This window comes from Bacillus inaquosorum KCTC 13429 (genome assembly GCF_000332645.1).
Classification (GTDB): Bacteria; Bacillota; Bacilli; order Bacillales; family Bacillaceae; genus Bacillus; species Bacillus inaquosorum.
Map to the genome: position 1 here is coordinate 22,127 of NZ_AMXN01000002.1, position 19,602 is coordinate 41,728.

At 45.4% G+C, this 19,602-nt stretch carries 24 protein-coding genes and 2 pseudogenes; 8 read left to right on the forward strand and 18 right to left on the reverse strand.

Features of this window, described 5'->3' with window-relative positions; translation table 11 throughout:
• Positions 1-119 precede the first annotated feature (119 nt).
• Positions 120-1,547 carry an aspartate ammonia-lyase gene (aspA, locus tag BSI_RS16520; protein WP_003236755.1) on the reverse strand — a complete coding sequence of 476 codons (1,428 nt, stop codon included), beginning with the start codon at positions 1,545-1,547 and terminating at the stop codon, positions 120-122.
• Between the two features lie 45 nt (positions 1,548-1,592).
• Positions 1,593-2,582, reverse strand: coding sequence for an asparaginase (gene ansA, locus BSI_RS16515; protein ID WP_003236757.1), 990 nt, complete (start codon positions 2,580-2,582; stop codon positions 1,593-1,595).
• A gap of 181 nt (positions 2,583-2,763) precedes the next feature.
• On the opposite strand from ansA, the gene ansR reads away from it, so the two are divergent.
• On the forward strand, positions 2,764-3,114 hold the full coding sequence (gene ansR / locus BSI_RS16510) for an HTH-type transcriptional regulator AnsR (protein ID WP_003236759.1): 351 nt from the start codon (positions 2,764-2,766) through the stop codon (positions 3,112-3,114).
• A gap of 8 nt (positions 3,115-3,122) precedes the next feature.
• Here the strand turns inward: ansR and BSI_RS16505 are convergent, their stop codons facing one another.
• Both BSI_RS16505 and nudF read right to left on the reverse strand, forming a co-directional pair.
• Positions 3,123-4,286, reverse strand: coding sequence for a TIGR00375 family protein (locus BSI_RS16505; protein ID WP_003236760.1), 1,164 nt, complete (start codon positions 4,284-4,286; stop codon positions 3,123-3,125).
• Entirely contained in the window at positions 4,283-4,840 is a 558-nt protein-coding gene (gene nudF, locus BSI_RS16500) for an ADP-ribose pyrophosphatase (protein ID WP_003236762.1), read from the reverse strand. Before nudF ends, BSI_RS16505 begins: the two co-directional genes overlap by 4 nt.
• A 73-nt stretch (positions 4,841-4,913) precedes the next feature.
• Here nudF and mciZ point away from each other — a divergent pair, with 73 nt between their 5' ends.
• Positions 4,914-5,036 carry a Z-ring formation inhibitor MciZ gene (gene mciZ, locus BSI_RS16495; RefSeq protein WP_003236763.1) on the forward strand — a complete coding sequence of 41 codons (123 nt, stop codon included), beginning with the start codon at positions 4,914-4,916 and terminating at the stop codon, positions 5,034-5,036.
• A gap of 63 nt (positions 5,037-5,099) precedes the next feature.
• Positions 5,100-6,020, forward strand: a complete 921-nt coding sequence (locus BSI_RS16490; protein ID WP_003236764.1) for an aldo/keto reductase — start codon at positions 5,100-5,102, stop codon at positions 6,018-6,020.
• Between the two features lie 32 nt (positions 6,021-6,052).
• Here BSI_RS16490 and BSI_RS16485 read toward each other — a convergent pair whose 3' ends face one another.
• Positions 6,053-6,277 carry a YqkE family protein gene (locus BSI_RS16485; RefSeq protein ID WP_003236765.1) on the reverse strand — a complete coding sequence of 75 codons (225 nt, stop codon included), beginning with the start codon at positions 6,275-6,277 and terminating at the stop codon, positions 6,053-6,055.
• 163 nt (positions 6,278-6,440) lie between these two features.
• Between BSI_RS16485 and BSI_RS16480 the strand changes: the two genes are divergently transcribed.
• The gene (locus BSI_RS16480) at positions 6,441-7,358 is read left to right on the forward strand and encodes an alpha/beta hydrolase (protein WP_003236766.1); all 918 of its coding nucleotides are present in this window, start codon (positions 6,441-6,443) and stop codon (positions 7,356-7,358) included.
• 40 nt (positions 7,359-7,398) lie between these two features.
• Here the strand turns inward: BSI_RS16480 and BSI_RS16475 are convergent, their stop codons facing one another.
• The 7 genes and pseudogenes from BSI_RS16475 to BSI_RS16445 all read right to left on the reverse strand — a co-directional run bounded on the left by BSI_RS16475 (position 7,399) and on the right by BSI_RS16445 (position 11,586).
• Positions 7,399-7,638: a YqkC family protein gene (locus BSI_RS16475; protein ID WP_003236767.1), complete on the reverse strand. Its 240-nt coding sequence runs from the start codon at positions 7,636-7,638 to the stop codon at positions 7,399-7,401.
• 13 nt (positions 7,639-7,651) lie between these two features.
• Positions 7,652-7,975 (reverse strand): iron-sulfur cluster biosynthesis family protein, encoded by a 324-nt coding sequence (locus tag BSI_RS16470; protein WP_003226552.1) that lies wholly within the window; start codon positions 7,973-7,975, stop codon positions 7,652-7,654.
• On the reverse strand, positions 7,972-9,003 hold the full coding sequence (locus BSI_RS16465; RefSeq protein ID WP_003236768.1) for a bifunctional GNAT family N-acetyltransferase/GrpB family protein: 1,032 nt from the start codon (positions 9,001-9,003) through the stop codon (positions 7,972-7,974). Before BSI_RS16465 ends, BSI_RS16470 begins: the two co-directional genes overlap by 4 nt.
• A pseudogene (locus tag BSI_RS16460) lies at positions 8,996-9,341 on the reverse strand (antibiotic biosynthesis monooxygenase family protein). The gene BSI_RS16465 and the pseudogene BSI_RS16460 overlap by 8 nt, the downstream one beginning before the upstream one ends.
• A gap of 10 nt (positions 9,342-9,351) precedes the next feature.
• Complete coding sequence (locus BSI_RS16455; protein ID WP_003236770.1) at positions 9,352-9,822, reverse strand: GNAT family N-acetyltransferase; 471 nt, start codon at positions 9,820-9,822, stop codon at positions 9,352-9,354.
• A 190-nt stretch (positions 9,823-10,012) separates the two neighbouring features.
• Positions 10,013-10,351, reverse strand: coding sequence for a YolD-like family protein (locus tag BSI_RS16450; RefSeq protein ID WP_003236771.1), 339 nt, complete (start codon positions 10,349-10,351; stop codon positions 10,013-10,015).
• Positions 10,348-11,586 carry a DNA polymerase IV gene (locus BSI_RS16445; protein WP_080030791.1) on the reverse strand — a complete coding sequence of 413 codons (1,239 nt, stop codon included), beginning with the start codon at positions 11,584-11,586 and terminating at the stop codon, positions 10,348-10,350. The genes BSI_RS16450 and BSI_RS16445 overlap by 4 nt, the downstream gene beginning before the upstream one ends.
• A 168-nt stretch (positions 11,587-11,754) precedes the next feature.
• Between BSI_RS16445 and BSI_RS16440 the strand changes: the two genes are divergently transcribed.
• Positions 11,755-11,961, forward strand: coding sequence for a YqzH family protein (locus tag BSI_RS16440; protein ID WP_003226541.1), 207 nt, complete (start codon positions 11,755-11,757; stop codon positions 11,959-11,961).
• Between the two features lie 160 nt (positions 11,962-12,121).
• Here the strand turns inward: BSI_RS16440 and BSI_RS16435 are convergent, their stop codons facing one another.
• Positions 12,122-12,325 (reverse strand): hypothetical protein, encoded by a 204-nt coding sequence (locus BSI_RS16435; protein ID WP_003236777.1) that lies wholly within the window; start codon positions 12,323-12,325, stop codon positions 12,122-12,124.
• 238 nt (positions 12,326-12,563) lie between these two features.
• Here BSI_RS16435 and BSI_RS16430 point away from each other — a divergent pair, with 238 nt between their 5' ends.
• On the forward strand, positions 12,564-13,796 hold the full coding sequence (locus BSI_RS16430; RefSeq protein ID WP_003236779.1) for an MDR family MFS transporter: 1,233 nt from the start codon (positions 12,564-12,566) through the stop codon (positions 13,794-13,796).
• A gap of 51 nt (positions 13,797-13,847) precedes the next feature.
• Positions 13,848-14,006: a hypothetical protein gene (locus BSI_RS16425; protein ID WP_003236781.1), complete on the forward strand. Its 159-nt coding sequence runs from the start codon at positions 13,848-13,850 to the stop codon at positions 14,004-14,006.
• Between the two features lie 25 nt (positions 14,007-14,031).
• Here the strand turns inward: BSI_RS16425 and BSI_RS22945 are convergent.
• The 5 genes and pseudogenes from BSI_RS22945 to BSI_RS16405 all read right to left on the reverse strand — a co-directional run.
• A pseudogene (locus BSI_RS22945) lies at positions 14,032-14,142 on the reverse strand (VOC family protein); the annotation flags it as partial.
• Between the two features lie 4 nt (positions 14,143-14,146).
• Positions 14,147-15,106: a type I pantothenate kinase gene (coaA, locus tag BSI_RS16420; protein ID WP_003236785.1), complete on the reverse strand. Its 960-nt coding sequence runs from the start codon at positions 15,104-15,106 to the stop codon at positions 14,147-14,149.
• A gap of 71 nt (positions 15,107-15,177) precedes the next feature.
• Positions 15,178-16,512, reverse strand: a complete 1,335-nt coding sequence (gene dsdA, locus BSI_RS16415; protein ID WP_003236788.1) for a D-serine ammonia-lyase — start codon at positions 16,510-16,512, stop codon at positions 15,178-15,180.
• A gap of 78 nt (positions 16,513-16,590) precedes the next feature.
• Positions 16,591-17,370, reverse strand: a complete 780-nt coding sequence (locus BSI_RS16410) for an SDR family NAD(P)-dependent oxidoreductase (RefSeq protein WP_003236791.1) — start codon at positions 17,368-17,370, stop codon at positions 16,591-16,593.
• A gap of 5 nt (positions 17,371-17,375) precedes the next feature.
• Positions 17,376-18,335, reverse strand: coding sequence for an MBL fold metallo-hydrolase (locus BSI_RS16405; protein ID WP_003236794.1), 960 nt, complete (start codon positions 18,333-18,335; stop codon positions 17,376-17,378).
• 401 nt (positions 18,336-18,736) lie between these two features.
• Between BSI_RS16405 and proC the strand changes: the two genes are divergently transcribed.
• Positions 18,737-19,573, forward strand: coding sequence for a pyrroline-5-carboxylate reductase (gene proC / locus BSI_RS16400; RefSeq protein ID WP_003236795.1), 837 nt, complete (start codon positions 18,737-18,739; stop codon positions 19,571-19,573).
• Positions 19,574-19,602: the final 29 nt, after the last annotated feature.

Below are 19,602 nucleotides of genomic sequence, written 5' to 3' on the forward strand. Positions count from 1 at the left end.
AAGCTAAAACGCTTTCAATAAATAGTACAACACGTATACTATACTTCCTCATCCCTATGTTGTAAACAGCTTATTCATCCGACTATCCGGAGATGAATAAGCTGTATTTTGTTCAAATTTTATTTTTCTAATAGTTCTTTCCCTGCAATCCCTGGTTTTGTCATCTCATATGGATTTAAAATAATATCCAATTCTTCTTCTGTCAGCACATCATGCTGCAGGCAAAGATCACGGACTGATTGGCCTGTCATAATCGCTTCCCTTGCGATTCGGGCAGCCGCTTCATATCCAAGATGCGGATTTACTGCAGTGATCACTCCTGCGCTTTTTTCCACGTATTGCTTCAAGCGTTTTTCGTTGGCCTCGATGCCTTTTAAGCAATAGTCAGTGAACGAACGGAAGCCGTTGTTCATGATGCTGATGGATTGAAGCAAATTAAAGACAAGCACTGGCTCCATGACGTTCAATTCAAGCTGGCCGGCTTCAGAAGCAAGGCAGATAGTATTGTCATTTCCAATGACCTGGAACGCAATTTGGTTGATCAGCTCCGCCATCACCGGATTGACTTTGCCTGGCATAATGGATGATCCCGGCTGACGTGCTGGCAGAGTAATTTCCGCAAGTCCGGCGCGCGGGCCTGATGCCATTAAGCGAAGGTCGTTTGCGATCTTCGACATGTTCATCATGCAGACTTTTAATGCTGCTGATACCTCTGTATAGGCATCCGTATTTTGTGTGGCATCAACAAGGTGATCAGCTCCGACAAGAGGAAGCCCGCTGATATCAGCAAGGTGCTTCACAACCTGTTTGATATATTCAGGATCTGCGTTCAGGCCTGTACCGACAGCAGTTGCGCCCATGTTGACTTCATACAGATGCTGGCGCGATTGCTTGATTCGTTTGATATCACGCTCGAGAACACGGCTGTATGCTTCGAATTCCTGGCCAAGACGAATCGGAACAGCGTCTTGCAGGTGTGTCCGTCCCATTTTTATAACAGAATCAAACTCCTGTGCTTTTTGTTTGAACACACTATGCATGTCTTCCATTGTTTTCAGCAGTTTTTCCAAGAGATTCAATGTGGAAATATGAATCGCAGTCGGGAACACATCGTTTGTCGACTGTGACATATTCACATGTGTGTTTGGGCTTAAATGGATATAGTCTCCCTTTTTATGCCCCATGATTTCAAGCGCCCGGTTTCCGATAACCTCATTCGCATTCATGTTCATAGAAGTTCCGGCACCGCCCTGAATCGGATCGACGATAAACTGATCGTGCCATTTGCCTTCCAGAATCTCGTCAGCGGCTTGTACGATAGCTTGGCCAATTCCTTCATACAGCCGTTTCACGTCCATGTTGGCAAGAGCCGCAGCTTTTTTTACAATCGCCAGCGCGTTAATCATTTCTTCATGGATCTTGTATCCCGTAATCGGGAAGTTTTCAGAAGCACGGAGCGTCTGGATTCCGTAATAAACATCCGCTTCAATTTGTTTTTCCCCAAGGAAGTCTTTTTCCACGCGGTATTCTTTTTGGCCGTTTAACATAATCTTTAACCTACTTTCTCTTTGTTGGTTATGGTTTCTGACATTTTACAGGACAACGTCATCAGCAATCGGCGTTTCCATAATTCTCTTGACGACAGGAAGATCCGAAGACTGGCCGAGTGCCCACATCAATTTTGGCACGATTGCTTCTGTGTTCATATTTCTGGATCGGATAATTAAGTCTTGGTTGACTCTGCGGCCGACCTCGTAAATGCTCATGTCTTCCCCTTCTTCCAGACATTGAGTCGTGATCACGACGACGATGCCGCTTTCAATCAGCTCATTCATTTTTGACAAAATGTCTCTGCCTTCAAACGGCACGCCTCCGCTGCCATAGCTCTCAATGACAATTCCTTTGTACATGCTTTTCAGAGCATCAAACATTTCAGGCTTTAAGCCCGGATGCAGCTTCAGCAGACATACATCTGTGCATAGTGAAGTATCAACTGTGAAAGTGTCATTCTCAGGTTCCGTTACTTGTTTGTTGTATTCGATCCCGTCTTCATTGATAAAAGCGATATATGGGTAATTGATGCTTTCAAATGCGTCGTAGCTTTTCGTTCTTAATTTGATCGCACGCGTTCCTTGAATGACTCTGCCGTCAAACACAACATAAACGCCGCCCACGCCTTCACAGGCAAAGCGAATGGCGTCTGTGATATTTTTTTTGGCGTCCGTTTTTTGGAACGTGATCGGGATCTGCGAGCCAGTGATGACAATCGGTTTTTTGGCATGCTGCAGCATATACGATAATGCGGCAGATGTGTAGGCCATTGTATCTGTACCGTGAGTAATAACAAATCCGTCATAGGCATCATAATTTTCCTTAACGGCATCTGCTATTTCCACCCAGTATTCAGGCTGCATATTGGTGCTGTCTATATTCATAAGCGACTGAGTTTCCATCGTGTAATCGTTATCAAGTTTTGATACGTAACTTAATAATTCATCAGCCTTGACTCCGGGAGCCAGCCCATTTTCCCCTTCAACTGAAGCAATCGTTCCCCCAGTTGTCAACATCAATAATTTTTTCATACCATGCACCTCTTCACTGTATCTAAAGATGGGTTGCGAGAAGGTATTCGCTTTTCGCATACTTTTAATGCAATTATAGACACGGAAAATAAAATACGCAAGACATTATTATTCAATTCGCGTACACTTCCTAATACCTATATGATATAATCAGCTCAAGGTGAAAAAGGAGCGGAAGTTCATGAATCTAGATCGTTTAACTGAATTGAGAAAAAAGAAAAATTGGTCGCTTCAATATACAGCTGACCTTCTGGGTATCGCAAAAAGCACATATGCCGGCTACGAGTCAGGCTACCGCCGGCCTTCGCTTGAGGCACTTGCCATGCTGGCTGATCTCTTTGACACAACGTGTGATGAACTTTTGGGCCGCGAGAAACAAAAGCAGACTGCCCCTCAGACCATTGAATTGACCACGTGGAGCAGTCTTGACTTTCACATTTCTGTTGATGGCAAGCCGCTGAGTGAAGACGAAATCATCCAGCTGATCACCTTTATCCGGACAAAAAGAAAAGTACAGGAGGAACTGAGTTAATTTTTAACTCACGGTTTAATTTTTCCGTAAGTTCCTCCTCCTCCGGCTTTCAATTCCAGCTTTCCGGATCTCGCTTTTACAATAAGCGCCGCGGTTTTCGGCGGGACAACGCGAGCCAAATCTTCTTCTGCAGCCTCATGAAGAACAGCCATTTCTGTTCCGAAGGCTTTTTTTAGTTTGTCCAGCGTTTTCGGACCGACACCCGGAACAAATTGCAGCGGGACCTGATGAACATATCGCGGACGCGAGACGCGAACTTCAGCCTGATCACTCAATTCACGCAATCTTTCGCTGACTCCCTTGGTAAATCTGGCATTTCCGCAATTCGCGCACGCCGTTTCCCCGCTCACTGCAGGTTCTCCGCACGCTTCACAAGCCGTCTGATAATATTTCCCCAATAGCGGGTCCAAGCCGTAATTTGCGGCAATTGTTCTGTCACCCTGTCCTCTTAATGCAAGAGCAAATTCAGTAAAATCAGCTGACTGTACATATAGTTCATTATATTCTCTGCCGATTTTCCCTAACGAATGCGCATCAGAATTTGTTAAAAAAGGATACTGATTCAATTCAGATACGTGGGAAGCCATGTCTGTATCACAGCTTAGCCCAAGCTCCACCGCATCTATCATAGAGGGATCAAAAACCTCGGTTAAGCTTGATTTAACCCCTTTTCCATATAAGCTTTTATGCGGTGTAAAGATATGGGCGGGGATAAACAGCCCGCCCATTTCCTTCACTTTTTTTTGCAGGTTCAAGCCCGTTTCATATATCCGCTGGGAGCTTAAATGAATATTTTTCAGCCGCGCTGACAGCCAGTTTGAAAACTGTTTCATATCGGCCAGCGTCGGCATAAAGACGAGCACATGGATTGGCCCGCTGCAGGCTTCATCATAGATCTCCAGCTCGCTCCCCAACAAAAGAGTCGTGCTGCGGTAGCGAATCCCACCGCCGTCAAGCTCACGATATTTTCCGGATGAAATGCCTTCCTCAAGCTCCAGGATGACTTCCGGAGAATGACAGTCAATAATACCAAAAAGTTCAATCCCTTTATGTTCACTGGCTTCAACCAAAATTCGGTCCAGCGTCAGTGTTTTGGCGCCTGTTATTTTGACAGCCCTTCCCGTAAAGGTCCGGCCGATATGAATGTGCAAATCCGCGTAAATCTTTTTCATTTTTGTGCTTGGAGCGCTTCTTTCAGTTGAAGATACTGGATCGCATAGGCTGTTTTAGCATCATATACTTCACGCGATTCAACCAGCTTCAGCGCCTCTTCAAGCGTCACCTCCATCACTTCAACAAACTCGTCCTCATCAAGCTCCCGTTTTTCTTCGAGTGCAGAAAGCTCTTCAGCAAGAAACACGTGAACGATTTCATCAGCAAAGCCAGGCGAAGTATAAAACGCAGTGATTTTTGTCAGTTTTTTCGCTGTATAACCCGTCTCCTCTTCAAGCTCCCGAAGTGCCGTATACTCCGGCTCCTCTCCTTTTTCAAGCTTGCCGGCCGGAATTTCAACGATCGTCCGTTCAAGCGGCTTACGGAATTGTTTCACCATGACGATTTTCCCTTCATCCGTGACAGCTAATATCGCTACAGCTCCAGGGTGTTTCACAATTTCACGTTTACTCGCTTTGCCGTTTGGCAATTCGACGTCCTCTACATAAAGATCAATGACTTTACCTGAAAAAATTTGTTCTTTGGCAATTGTTTTTTCTTCTAATGGTTTCATTTCTCCATCTCCCGTTCTGTCTCTATATGATGCCCCATACATTTTATCATACTAGAGAAAAGGGGGCTTCTTCGTGAAAGTGCACCGTATGGCAAAAGGTGTTATCTTAGTCGGAAAAGCATGGGAGATTCGGGCGAAGTTAAAGGAGTACGGACGCACATTCCAATATGTGAAAGATTGGGTCTCTAAGCCGTAAAAGTTGAAACTTAAGCTCCTTTATATTACGGTCAATACAAAGCCTAAAAAAAGGAGTGTGCACATGAGAAAGCGCAAACTGGGTACATCTGATTTAGAAATAAGCGAAGTCGGACTCGGCTGTATGTCTCTTGGAACTGACAAAAACAAAGCTTTGTCCATTCTGGATGAAGCCATCGAGCTTGGGATCAACTATTTGGACACAGCAGATTTGTATGATCGCGGACGCAACGAAGAAATCGTCGGTGATGCGATCCAAAACAGACGCCAGGATATTATTTTGGCAACGAAAGCGGGAAACCGCTGGAATGACGAAAGCGAAGGTTGGTATTGGGACGCTTCAAAAGTTTACATAAAAGAAGCAGTAAAAAAGAGCCTTACGCGGCTGAAAACGGATTATATCGACCTTTATCAGCTTCACGGCGGCACGATAGAGGACAACATTGACGAAACAATTGAAGCGTTTGAGGAATTAAAACAAGAAGGCGTGATCCGTTACTACGGCATTTCTTCTATCCGCCCGAATGTGATCAAAGAATATGTAAAAAAATCAAACATCGTCAGTATTATGATGCAATACAGCCTGTTTGACAGACGCCCTGAGGAATGGCTTTCGCTTTTAGAGGAACATCAAATCAGCGTTGTCGCCAGAGGTCCAGTTGCCAAAGGGCTCTTAACTGAAAAACCGCTTGAACAAGCGGCGGACAGCATCAAACAAAAGGGATACCTGTCCTATTCGTTTGAGGAATTAACACATGCCCGCAAGGCGATGGAGAATGTTGCTCCCGATCTTTCCATGACAGAAAAATCACTGCAGTATCTATTAGCACAGCCGGCTGTCGCCTCAGTAATTACAGGCGCCAGTAAGATTGAGCAGTTACGGGAAAACGTTCAGGCTGCAAACGCACGGCGTTTAAGCGAAGAGGAAATCAAAGCGCTCCAATCTCATACGAAACAAGACGTTTACGAAGCGCACCGCTCATAACAGAAAAACCAGCACCCTGTATGGGTGCTGGTTTATTTATATTGATGCCAATCCATTTGGCTTTCATTAAGGAGTTCTTCAAAGCTTTTGTTTTTTTCGATCTCTTTTTTCTTTCTGATCTGTTCTGCTTTTTCTCTTTCCTGCCTCTTTTCATCCTCTTCCTTCAATTGGCTCTTCATCTCCATAAGTTTTGCTTTGATGTCGGATTGAAGGTCGTCTTTTAACTGGTGTTTGTCAGCGGATTTTTGTTTTTTCATGTACGCTTCCCCCGTGTTTTGTTTTGAGGCCAGTTTATCACGGAGCATACAGACTGAACAAGCGGACTCTCTTCTGAAAACTTTTTTGATCAGCACAGCACTATTTAGGTATAATGATTTCAAATATAAATTTCCTGTATTTAGTTGAAAGGTGCTGTGACTTTTGAAGAAAATCCTTTTGGCCATTGGCGCTCTCTTAACCGCTGTTATTGCAATCGGAGTTGTTTTTTCAAATATAATTCTGTTTATCAGGAAAAAGACAGATGAAGACATTATCAAAAGAGAGACAGACGACGGACATGATGTGTTTGAATCATTTGAACGAATGGAGAAAACCGCTTTTGTGATACCATCCGCTTACGGGTATGATATAAAAGGATACCATGTCGCACCGCATGACACACCAAACACCATCATCATCTGTCACGGGGTGACGATGAATGTGCTGAATTCTCTTAAATATATGCATTTATTTCTTGATCTTGGCTGGAATGTGATTGTTTATGACCATCGCCGGCACGGACAAAGCGGCGGAAAGACGACTAGCTACGGGTTTTATGAAAAGGATGATCTCAGCGAGGTTGTCAGCTGGGTCAAGAACAAAACAGATCATCGCGGATTGATCGGAATTCACGGCGAATCAATGGGAGCTGCGACTGCCCTGCTTTACGCTGGTGAACACTGTGATGATGGCGCTGATTTTTATATTGCCGATTGCCCATTCGCACGTTTTGATGAACAGCTTGCCTATCGGCTGAAAGCGGAATACAGGCTCCCGGCTTGGCCGCTGCTCCCCATCACCGACTTCTTTTTAAAGCTGAGGGGGGGCTATCGCGCACGCGAAGTTTCTCCGCTTGCTGTCATTGATAAAATTGAAAAACCGGTCCTCTTTATTCACAGTAAGGATGATGACTATATTCCGGTTTCTTCAACCGAACGGTTGTATGAAAAGAAACCCGGACTGAAGACGCTGTATATTGCCGAGAACGGTGAACACGCCATGTCGTATACAAAAAACCGGGACACATACCGAAAAACGGTGAAGGAGTTTTTAGATAAAATGAAAGATTCAACAGAATAAAAAAGCGAAAGGCCCCTTCGGCTCTTTCGCTTTTTCCATTTCATAAAACGTCGGTAATGCCATCCATATTTTCTCTGATCCATTCAATCGCAAGATCTATCGTTGTAAACTCCTGCGTTTCGAATGTCATTTCATCCTGCAATAGCCAAACATCTTTCTTGATGGATTCTGCTCCTCCGATTGACCAGTGGAGCAAGGTATAGGGATGGTTTTGATTCAGGAAGGATACCCACGTTTTATTCTGTGCTGTGTTCTTCATTGACTTCAGCTTTTGTTCCACGTTTCGTGTCTCCCTACTTTACTAATATGCTCATTCTGGGGCTGAGCATTTCAGCCGGGCTTTTCAGCGCCAGCGTTTTGGCTTTTTCATTGTAATCGATCGTCATTTGATCGTCAAAAAACACTTTTTGCGACGATTGGATATAAAGCGGGATGCCGTTCGTTTCCAGCTGCTCGCACTGTCCTGTTAATTCTTCTGCCAGCCAGATTGTCGGTACACCGCTTACCGCGCAGCCGCATCCTTCTGCATCGTAACGAAGCTGGGCTTTTTTTCCCGGGTTGGCGTCAAACGCCTGCTGCAGTGCCTGTTTTGCTGCATCTGTCACATGTATGTTCATAAGGTGAGACCCCCGTTTTCATCATTTTCGCTATTGTAGCATACAACGCTTCCATTCGCATTGTTTCTGCCCTCTTTCCAGCGCTTCGCATTTTCTTCTGCAGTCTTGATCCAATCATCTTTCCCTTGTATGTACTGATGGATGCTGTTCGGATGCTGGGCCGCCAGCCGTTTTTTGAGAACGGCGTATTCTTTCGCTACTTCTGGATGAGCCCGGAGATAATCTCTGAATAACAGATGCCTTTTTATTGCAGGATTCCCTTTTTCGTACATATGGACATGATGAGTGCGTTTATTTCCGCCCTTTTGGAAATAACGCCTCCCAGCTATGCCGTTTTCTCCTTTCGGTGTATAGCCGATTGACTTCATTTGTGTATCATATTGGCTCACAGCTTCAATGCTTCTGACTTCAATTAACATATCAATGATTGGCTTTGCCGCCATATCCGGTATCGATGTGCTTCCGATATGATGAACAGCAATGATCTCCGGTCCGAACACAAGCTTCAGCCGCTCCTTTTCTTCACTGAAAAGTTCCGCCCATTTTTCATTGTAGTGAATGACTTTAACATTTCTTTTCGGATACAAATAAAAGACAGACAGCAAAAGACCCTCCGTCGCTTTCACAGTTTCGACCTTCTGAAATCCCGCCTGTGTATAGAGCGACACGGCTGGTTTATTTTTCTCGGCTGTGACTACCTCGATTTTCTCAGCGTCTTCGTTTTGAGCAATGACAAATTGCAGAAGTGCTCGTCCAATCCCTTTTCTGAAACCGTCGGGATGCACAACAAGCCTGCAAATCGTTAGATGATGCATGTTTTTCTCATATGAAATGACACCGATCAGTCTGCCGTCTTTCCGATATCCCGCAAACTGTTCATGAGATGCTTGAATATCCTTTGCCTTCTCTTGTAAGGCGGGAATACCGTCAAAACCGATTAGCTCTGCTTCTTTTATGTAGGCGGGCTGCTGTACGGCAATAATCTCACGCGCTGTGATGTCTTCCTTATGCTGAAGAAATTCAATCATTCGTGATCTCCTGAAAACAGCCGCTGCCTCTCGACTTTTGTGACGCGGACTGCATACGACTCGTACCAAACGCTTTTTCCTTTTTCTTTTGCCGCTTGATGTTCAGTGTGATGCTTCCAGTGGTTAATTGCATTCATACTGTCCCAGTAGGAAACCGTTATGCCTCTTCCATCCGCTTCACGAACGCTTTCGACGCCTAAAAATCCGGGCTGACCCGCCGCAAGTGATACCATCCGTTCCGCTGTTTCTCCATATCCTGTATCATTTTCACTTTTGACAGAAGAAAAAATGACCGCATAGTAAGGAGGCTCAGGTGTTTTTGATAAAAAATCCATCATATTTCCCCCTTCATATGTTTTTGACAAACAGTACCCTGTCTTGGCCCGGGCCATCGTAGTTTGCAAACACTGAGATGCCATTTACCGTTTTGGTGCCCTTTTTAATGTCAAAACCCAATTTTGTGTGATACGCGATTGATACCTTATTCACCGGTGAAGTGACGCACTTTACCCGGGTGCAGCCTCTTTGTTTTACTGTTTCAATAAATACATCGTATAATTGTTTACCAATTTGCATTTTTCTGAAATCCGGATGCACACCGGAAAAATGGATGTATGCCGTTCCAGGGTCCGATTGCGATTGAAATCCGATTAAAAATCCGGTCATGCTGTTATGTTCAGATGTGATAAAGCTTGTGTCTTGAAAATGCTCAAAAAATAATCTCGGCAATTTTTCTTTCAGCTGTCTGCCGCCCCACCATTCATTCATTACAGACGTTACCATTTCATAATCTGAAGACGTGATTGTTCGAATATCCATTACGATTTGATCTCCCTCCGTCTGGCAAAACGAATGTCAGCTCTTTTTTCTCACAATATAAAAATTATATTTTGCCTGACTGGAATTGTAAATGCCTTCTTTCCTGTATCATACGTTTCCAGACTGCCGAGGGAACAATGTTTGATATTTTTACACATATTTCTCCCCCCCAGTGCAGGAGGGAGAGACTTCACAGCACAATATCAAGCACTTGATCAAGCTTCAGCTTATACAGCTGATCCTCGTCTCCTTTTATCCATACTGTTTTTTCAAACTCTTCATACCGGCAGATTTTTCCGGTACAGCGGACAATTTCACCGTCCTGAAAGCAGCTGACAGTGATATCCTGAGCAAACTCCATCGCGGCGCAAAGCGTTTGATTCATCTCCTCCAGCTTATCAGGATCAAGGATCGGCTTTGGCAGCTTCTGTTTATGGCGCTTTCTCTCAAGCAGGCTTTGTTTATGTTCCGGCAGAAACATCCTGCTTCCTTCCCACAGCAGGTTGCCTCTTTTTAAATGGTCGTTCATTTATAGTGACCTCCTATTTTAGCCGCACGTTCAAATGCCTGGCCTGCCGCTGTCAGTGACGCCGCCCGGATGATGGCTGTGTCGCCGAACCGGTTCTTAATGCCGTCCATCACATAGCCGAGGCTCATTTTCTTTGCATAATCCTGAAATAAATTGAGCTGCCATATGTCATCAGATGAGAGCTGAGACAGATTGACCCCGAGGCGGCGGACAGGCTTCCCGTCCCAAAACGTAAGAAACAGCCGGCATACAGCCTCATATACATCCTGCGTAGAATTAGTTGGCTCCGCCAGCTTCACTTGCCGGTTGAAGCCCGTCGGCCAATCAAAATCAGCCCCCCGGCAGCTCACTGACACCGTCTGCCCCATTACTCCGGCGTTTCGGCTTCGCCTGCACACTTCTTCACTCAGCTCCAGCAACACGACTTTGATTTCTTTGTCAAAGTGTTCGTAGTCTTTTGGGAGAGTCATTCCATGGCCAATCGCCTTTTGCCCGTCCAGAGATGAAGTTGATACAGGGGAATAGTCGATCCCGTTCGCCGTCATCCACAGCACGTGGCCGTTAATGCCCCATTTCTTTTTTAAAAGATCGAGCGGAAAAGCCGCGAGCCCGCCGATCGTACTGATGCCCATTCGGTTTAAATGATGCTTCATGCGGCTCCCGACGCCAAACATGCTGCCCACCGGAAGCGGCCACATATCAGTTTTCATATTTTCTTTCGTTAAGGTAAAAATACCGTTCTTATTCTTTTTGGCAAAATTGTCGCACGCGATTTTGGCTAGCGCTTTGTTAGGACCGATTCCGACCCGCGCATAAATGCCGATCTCCCGCATGATTCTGCCCTGAATGCTTGTCGCGATCTCCTCCGGCGTCCCAAACAGCTTCTGGCTGCCTGTAATGTCCATGAATTGTTCATCGATGGAATACGGCTCCACAAGGTCTGTATATTCCTCTAAAATGGCCGTGATTTGCAGTGATACATCAATGTACCGCTGCATACGGGGCCGGAGCACAACAGCTTCAGGGCACTTTTCCTGCGCCTCCCACAGCCGCGAAGCATTCGCCACACCCTTTTGTTTCGCCAGCGGGCAGGCAGCCAATACGACTCCGCCCCTTCTTTCAGGATCACCCGAAACAATGACGGGCCTATTTTTCAAATGTGGATTTTCCGCTTTCTCTACAGATGCATAAAACGATTGCATGTCAACGAGAAAAATCACTTTTCCTTTCATCATACACACCTCTAAAAAAGAACTTATGTTCGCTTTTTCTATTATATGCGAAAATATGTTCGTTTTATACTGGTAAATGATTCTTGTCTGACAGAAAATATGATCCAAGGGTGTGAGAGAAGAAAAACATTTAGTAGAATAAAAGCGAAGCATAAAGATAGGAGAGTCATAATGGAGAAATTTGTTGAAAAAATGATGGGGCAGGCACTGCGTCAATACGGCAGAAATGTTGCCATAGATCCGTTAAGCCCGTACGAAAAACAAAGCCTGAAAGCCGCCTTAGAAGAGAGACGGAATGAAGAACCCGATGAGGATCTGCATGCGCATATAGAAGATATCATTTATGACTATGTCACAAATCAAGGACTGTTCTCTTAAACGCTGGTCAAAAGAAAACAGAGGCGCACAGCGCCCCAATCAGACTGTCAGTTCTTTCAGCCGCTGATGCGGCTTCCCTTTGAAAACACCGCCGTGAAATAACAGGCTCAAGCGTGTCATACTGCAGAAGGGCTTGCAGAGAAAGAAAAGCAGGCTTTTCTCACGCTCCATAGATTGATATGGCCTGACAAATCCCCGGCGTAAAAATCACCCGAATGCTCCTCAAAATAAGGCCGCCGCTCCAGTTCGCGTAAATCTTGATCTCATGTCCGGCATCACTGAGCATTTCCGGAACTTGATCCACATCATGATAGGTTGACATCACTGCCTTTAATGTTTCAAACGGACCTCCGTATTCTTCCATGCCCTGCCGAATCGTTTTAAAATGTCTAGCATTCCAGCATCAATTAATATTGTCCTTTTACCCCAGATAAGCGTCAGACATATCGTCATTTTCCTTCCGAATGCTTTAACCTCAATTTCAATGATGTCCACACATGGTAAAATGTCAATAACAAAATATTTTGAATTCTCTATTGGAGAAGGGAATTTTTTCATATATGATAGGAAAAGATTCTTACATACAGGAGAGAATACGATTTATGAAGAAATGGAAAAATATCCACCCAATCAGCTGGACAATTATAATCGGAACCATTTTCGGCAGAATGGCCACATCGATGAGTATCCCTTTTTTAGCGATTTATTTAACAGCCATCCAAGGCGCATCAGCGTCCTATGCAGGGCTGGTCATTGCCGCAAGCTCATCAGTCGGCATCCTTGCAAGCTTTTACGGCGGATATATCTCGGACAAATTTGGCAGAAAAAACATGATGCTTGTGTCCATTTTCGGCTGGATGCTGGTATTTGCAGGATTTGCGGCGGCATCTCATCTCTGGGTGTTTTTTGTGGTAAACGCATTAAACGGTCTTTGCAAATCACTGTTTGAGCCAGCTTCAAAGGCTTTGCTGTCTGATATGGCAGAAGAAAAAAACAGACTACTTGTTTTTAATTTACGCTATGCAGCTATTAATATCGGCGTTGTCTTCGGACCGGTACTCGGCCTGTATTTCGGCTCATCTCAATCGACCGCACCCTTTTTGGTGCCCGCAGTCATTTACGGACTATACGGACTCGTGCTTGCCATCCAATTTAAAAAACATCCATCCTCATCAGCATCAGGCCAGTCCCGAAATATGAGCGTGCGGGAAGCATTTATGGTGACGCAAAAGGATCATCTTTTTACAATTGCTTTGGTCGGCATTACACTATGTACCTTTGGCTACTCACAATTCAGTTCAACATTTCCGCAGTATATGGCGCAGAACCCCTTGATCGGCAATGGAACGAAGCTGTACGGGTTGATGCTGACATTAAACGCAATCGTTGTGTTGGCAACGCAGTTTCCCATCGTCCATTTTGCAAAACGTTTTTCGCCGCTTCGCTCCCTGATGCTCGGTAATGTGATGGTTAGTGTCAGCATGGCCATTTTCACCATATCACACGGTGTTTCATCCCTTGTTATAATCGTGGTTACATTTACAATCGGCGAAGTGCTTTTATTCTCTATGATGGATTTGTTTGTAGACCAGATTGCAAAACCAGGATTAAAAGGCACTTATTTCGGGGCAATCGGTTTTTCACAGCTCGGAAACGTCATCGGCCCCTGGGTCGGGGGTATATGTATAGACCTATTTGGCGCTGGCCGGCCGATTTTTATTTTTTCTGTCTTGAGCGGCATCACCCTGCTCGGTCTGCCATTTTTAGCGTTTGCCTATCGGCAGATGAAAACGGAAATGACAAAACACCGGTCCGCGCTGGAAAAGCCGCTTTAAACAAAAAAACGGGAGAGAACCAATCTCTCCCGCAAAAATGAGGTGATGCACATGAATATAGGTGATGTGATGTTTCAGTTTTTCGTATTTATCGTGTTTGCCGCTGTCATCTTTGCAGCTGTTACAGGCTTCAAGTATGCGAAGAACCGAAAAGCGCAGCTGGATCGCATTGAGAAAAAGCTTAACAGCCTGCCCGAAGATCACGATTAACCACTTGGGGCAGTGAGCTCTACCTTAATCCGATCCGGCCTTTTTGAAACTCTTTATAGCCAAGTTCTTTTAAGAACCATCCCCAAAACCATCGAGACGTTTCCAAATCAGAGACATACAGTTCAATATGATGCACGATATCATACCCGCCTTACCAGCACTTCTTCAACCTTATGCCCGTCTCCCTTACGCAAAATGAGATCTGACCTGAATTTAGTCGGCAAGATATTTTCATATAAATTCGGCCGGTTGACACTCTCCCAAATCGAGGCCGCCATCTCGTCAGCCTCCTGATCAGACAAGTCTTTAAATTTATGAAAATAAGAATCGGGATTTTGAAAAGCTGTTTCCCGAAGCAGACGAAAACGCTCTAAATACCAAGTGAAAATCCGGCTTTCTTCCGCATCCACATAAATCGAAAAATCAAAGAAATCGGAAACAAAAATACGCGGATTTTCCCGGTCATCCTCCAAGGTGGGCGACTGAAGAACATTAATACCTTCAATAATCACAATATCGGCCTGTTCTACAACCTCGAACACACCTTCCTCGCGGTCATAGGTGAGATGGGAATACACCGGAGCCTTTACTCTGTCTTTTCCTGATTTTAAGTCATTCAAAAATTCGAGCAGCGCCTTTACGTCATAGCTTTCGGGAAACCCTTTTCGTGACATCATATTTTTCTTTTTCAGCTCGGCAGTAGGAAATAAAAAACCATCTGTCGTGATAAGGCTCACTTTAGGACGATCCGGCAAACGCGAAAGCAGCTTCTGCAATATCCGCGCCGTCGTGCTTTTCCCGACTGCCACACTGCCGGCGATGCCGATAATAAACGGAATTTTGGCTGAATGAGGGTGCTTTAAAAAAACATTGACATGCTTATTGCGTTCGGCCGCAGACTTAACATGCAAATGAAGCAGGCGAACAAGCGGAATATAGATCGTTTCCACTTCTTCAACAGATAGATAATCATTCAGCCCTTCCACGGCTTTTGCCTCTTCTTCAGAAACAGCAATCGACAAATGTCCCCCAAAACCAGACCAAGACTCACGATTGTGCTTTGTATATAAAGTATGTAAGTTAAGCTCTTTATTTTTCACTGTTTACACCTGACTCTCTGAAGGTTAAAACCCTTACAAAGATTGTAACGGAAAACCCTTTCACTGTCTGCTTATTTTTTCAGCAAATCCGCACCGATTCGGTTATACGCGGCCATTTCTTCTTTTGGAACCATGCTCCCTCCCGTTCCCCAGACGACATGTACGGCATGTTCCATGTTATATTTCTGACTATAACGCCTTCCCTCTTCTGTCGAAAAAAGCTGAATCGGCCCGAACATGCCGGCAAGACCAGAGGGCTCTAAATATTTATTTTCAGATACAGCCAGCATATGAAGCAAGGTATAAAGCGTATTGTCCTTTACCGTATAACAGCCGCTCAGAAGAGGTTCGATCAGCTTGCCGACAAATCCTGACGGCCTCCCTACGGCAAGCCCGTCAGCAGCCGTCCGATTATCCAGGCCGATATCCTGGACAGAAATCTTCTCGTGAAGGCCGGAATAAAGCCCCAACAGCATACACGGTGAATGAGTCGGCTCCCCGAAAAACACATGAACATGGTCTCCATATAAAAGCTTCAGCCCGAATGCCACACCACCCGGCCCTCCGCCGACGCCGCACGGCAGATACACAAACAGCGGCGTCTCAAGACTCGGTTGTATATTCATACAGTCAAGCTGGGTTTTTAATCGGCTTGCAGCAACAGCATATCCTAAGAACAGCTGACGGGAATGTTCATCATCAATGAAATAACAGAATGGATCTTGTTCCGCCTGCCGTCTCCCTTCTTTCACCGCTTCACTGTAATCTGATTCATACTCCATGACGGTGACACCCTTTTGGCGAAGGAGATCCTTTTTCCACTGCTTAGCATCGGCGGACATATGCACTGTCACACGAAACCCGAGTTTGGCACCGATGATGCCGATGCTTAACCCCAGATTTCCTGTCGAACCCACAGCAATCGAATAGCGCGAGAAAAACGCGGCAAACCGCTCTTCATGTAAGATGCGGTAATCATCGGTTTCCTGAAGCATTCCTTCTTGAAGCGCCAGCTTTTCAGCATGCTTTAATACTTCATAAATCCCGCCCCGCGCTTTAATCGATCCTGAAATCGGAAGCTCATGGTCGCACTTTAAAAGCCATCTTCCCGGAAATGGCTGCTTGTATGCCGCTTCCAGCTTTTCCTTCATATGCTGCATCTCAAAAAGCGGAGACTCGATCATTCCTTTGGCACCTTTCGTCTCAGGAAACACCTCAGCAATATAAGGAGCAAACCGCCGCAGCCTTTTTTCCGCCTCTGCTATCTCACTTTCCCACTCATCTGCATCGAATAACGGGCCCTCTTTCTTGCCCGGATTTGCCCAGAATACAGGCTCTCCATCAATCAGTTTCTGAATAAACGGATCTTTGAGCAGAACATGAAGGGCTTCTTGATTGATTGACATCCAATGGTTTCTCCCTTCCTCTATAAAAACTGCCTGTGACTATGCCAACAAACCAACTCGCTACAGGCAGTTCCATCGTTATTTTTTCATGAGTACCCGTCCTGCCAGCTTTTCAACGAGAGCTGGAAACAACTGATACAGCTTGGTGCCGGCATTCATTAAACGCGGAAGATTGATCTCCCGTTTGTTGGTTAAAATAGCAGCTGTAATTTGAGCTGCCACGTCATCAGGGTCAAGCATCCACCGGCCTACATTTTTGACGTAGTCCCCGTCTTTATCAGCAATGGAAAAAAAGTCCGTCTGAATCGGTCCCGGATTGACTGTTGTCACATAAATGCCGGTTCCCGAAAGCTCCATCCGCAAAGCGTTTGAGTAGCCGAGCACGGCATGTTTTGTCGCAGAGTAAAGACTCGACTTCGGTGTTGCAATTTTCCCTGCTTGAGAAGCGATGTTGATGATATGGCCCTTTTTTTGCTCAAGCATATGCGGAAGCACCGCTTTTGTACAGGCGATCAAGCCAAAGACATTCACATCAAACATCGCTTTCATGTCATCCAGTGTCGAGTCTAAAACCGTTTCAAATATACCGAAGCCCGCATTGTTGATCAGTACATCAACCGAGCCGATCTGATTGCGGACACGGTCGATATCCTCTAGGCGGCCGACATCCAGAGGAAAAATCTCACACTGTCCGCTCCATTCCTCGGTTATTTTCCTTTTGATTTCAATCAAACGATCCTCACGTCTTGCCGACAGCAGGACATGGGCTCCTTCAGCAGCGCATAAATATGCAATTCTTTCACCAAGCCCTCCTGAAGCGCCGGTTATCCAAATCCGCTTTCCCGCTATATGTTTCACCCATTTCACCTCTTCATTGTTCTAAAGTATGCAGTATTTCCTTCCCAATATGACGTGATGGCTTCTTCAGCCGCCAACACATCAAGATGCCCTGCCGTTTCTGACATCGTTAAAAATAATTCCTTTTCATACACAGCAGGAAAAAGCTGCTGGCAGACCTGAAAAGCAGTCATCGGCTTTTCATCCAGCATGCGCCGCACATCCTCCGTCCTGTTCCTCTGTTTGTCAAAACGCTTCTCAATCAGCGCCTGAACGCTGGTGATTGTCTCGCCGTGACCGGGAAACACGATTGTTGGATCAAGTTCAGACAGCCTTCCCAACGACCGCTGATAATCGACTAAAGGCTTTGACCTTATGTCTCCCGCTTTCGGCGCTTCCAGAATCGGGTTAGACGAGCTGTTGGCCAGCAGAAGATCGCCGCCAAGCATTCTACCGCTTTTTTCATGGAAAAGAACGATATGCGATTCAGCATGTCCAGGCATCTCCAAAACCGACCAGCCCTCAAGCCCATCAATACTCATACCTTCTCTGACTGTTTTCGTCAGGGATCTCGTACAGGAAAATGCGTACGCGGACCGAATCAGCTTTTCCGACTTCCCCGTATCAAAAGGAACACCTAATTCTGGCAGCAGCTTTTGAAAAAAACATTTTTGCCAATCCATAAAAGCCTGATCTCGGCTGATATAAGGTTCGTTAAACGGATGTCCGATCACTTCGATTTCATCAGAAAAGACATCAAGCAGGCCTGCATGATCAGCGTGATGGTGAGTCAGTACAACCTGCTCGATATCTGACATTTTCACATTTACAGCGGCAAGCTGCTCTTGAAGGGCTCTGACAGCCTCCTTTGTATTCGGCCCGGCATCGATAAGTGTCAGCGCATCGCCTTTTACTAGATACACGAGAACATCGCCGACAGCAAATGGCGTCGGGACACGGATCGCAATTACATCTGAAGTTGTCATCCTTTTGCTCCTTGTCTTCATTCATTATTCATATTTTAGCTTTTTCTCGGTCTTGTGTCATTATTGCCGAATGAGAACGGACCTTTTTGAAAAAGCTATTGACATTAGCTTGTCCACCATTGCATAATGAACAACAAACTAAAACGAGAACCATTGGAACGCTATGACGAGGAATAGTATACAAGACAATGGCCAAAGAGAGCGATATCCCCGGCTGAAAGGTATTGCGGCCCGCTTGTTTGTAGAACCTGCCCTCAGAGCGGTTAGGAAAACCTAAACGTTTCCCGCGTTACGGGATTTGAGCTGAGCATAATCTGTGCTAATGAGGGTGGTACCGCGAACCTTTTCGTCCTTTACGTGATGAAAAGGTTTTTTGTTGTTCTAATAGAAGGAGGATATCAATGAAAAAGATAGGATTTGTCGGCGCCGGGTCCATGGCAGAAGCAATGATCAACGGTATTTTGCAAAGCGGCATCACAAAACCAGAACATATCTATATCACAAACCGCTCAAATGATGAGCGTCTGATTGAATTAAAGGAAACGTACGGTGTGCGTCCATGCAGAGATAAAAATGAGTTTTTCACTCAAACCGATATCATCATCCTCGCTTTTAAACCGAAGGACGCGGCGGAAAGCATTGACAGCATCCGTTCGTATCTCAAGGACCAGCTTGTAATTTCAGTACTTGCAGGCCTTACCATTGAAGCCATTCAGCACTATTTTGGCAGAAAGCTCGCGGTCATTCGCGTCATGCCTAATACTTCAGCAGCCATCAGAAAATCAGCAACCGGATTTTCCGTAAGCGCTGAAGCAAGCCAGGATGATATCACCGCAGCAAAGGCTTTATTGGAAACAATCGGCGATGCCACACTTGTTGAGGAACAGCATCTTGATGCTGTCACGGCGATCGCCGGCAGCGGTCCGGCCTACGTGTACCGTTATATTGAGGCAATGGAAAAAGCGGCGCAGAAAGTAGGATTGGATGAGGAAACAGCAAAAGCACTCATTTTGCAGACAATGGCAGGGGCAACAGATATGCTCCTTCAAAGCGGCAAACAGCCCGCACAGCTCCGTAAGGAAATCACAAGCCCGGGAGGCACAACAGAGGCAGGTCTTCGCGCTTTACAGGACTCCCGCTTTGAAGAAGCGATTATTCACTGTATTGAAGAAACTGCTAAACGCAGCGCTGAAATCAAAAAGCAGTTTGCCGGTGCCGCCTTAGAGAGGCATTCATAGTGTAAACACAAAGACAGAAGGCACAATGC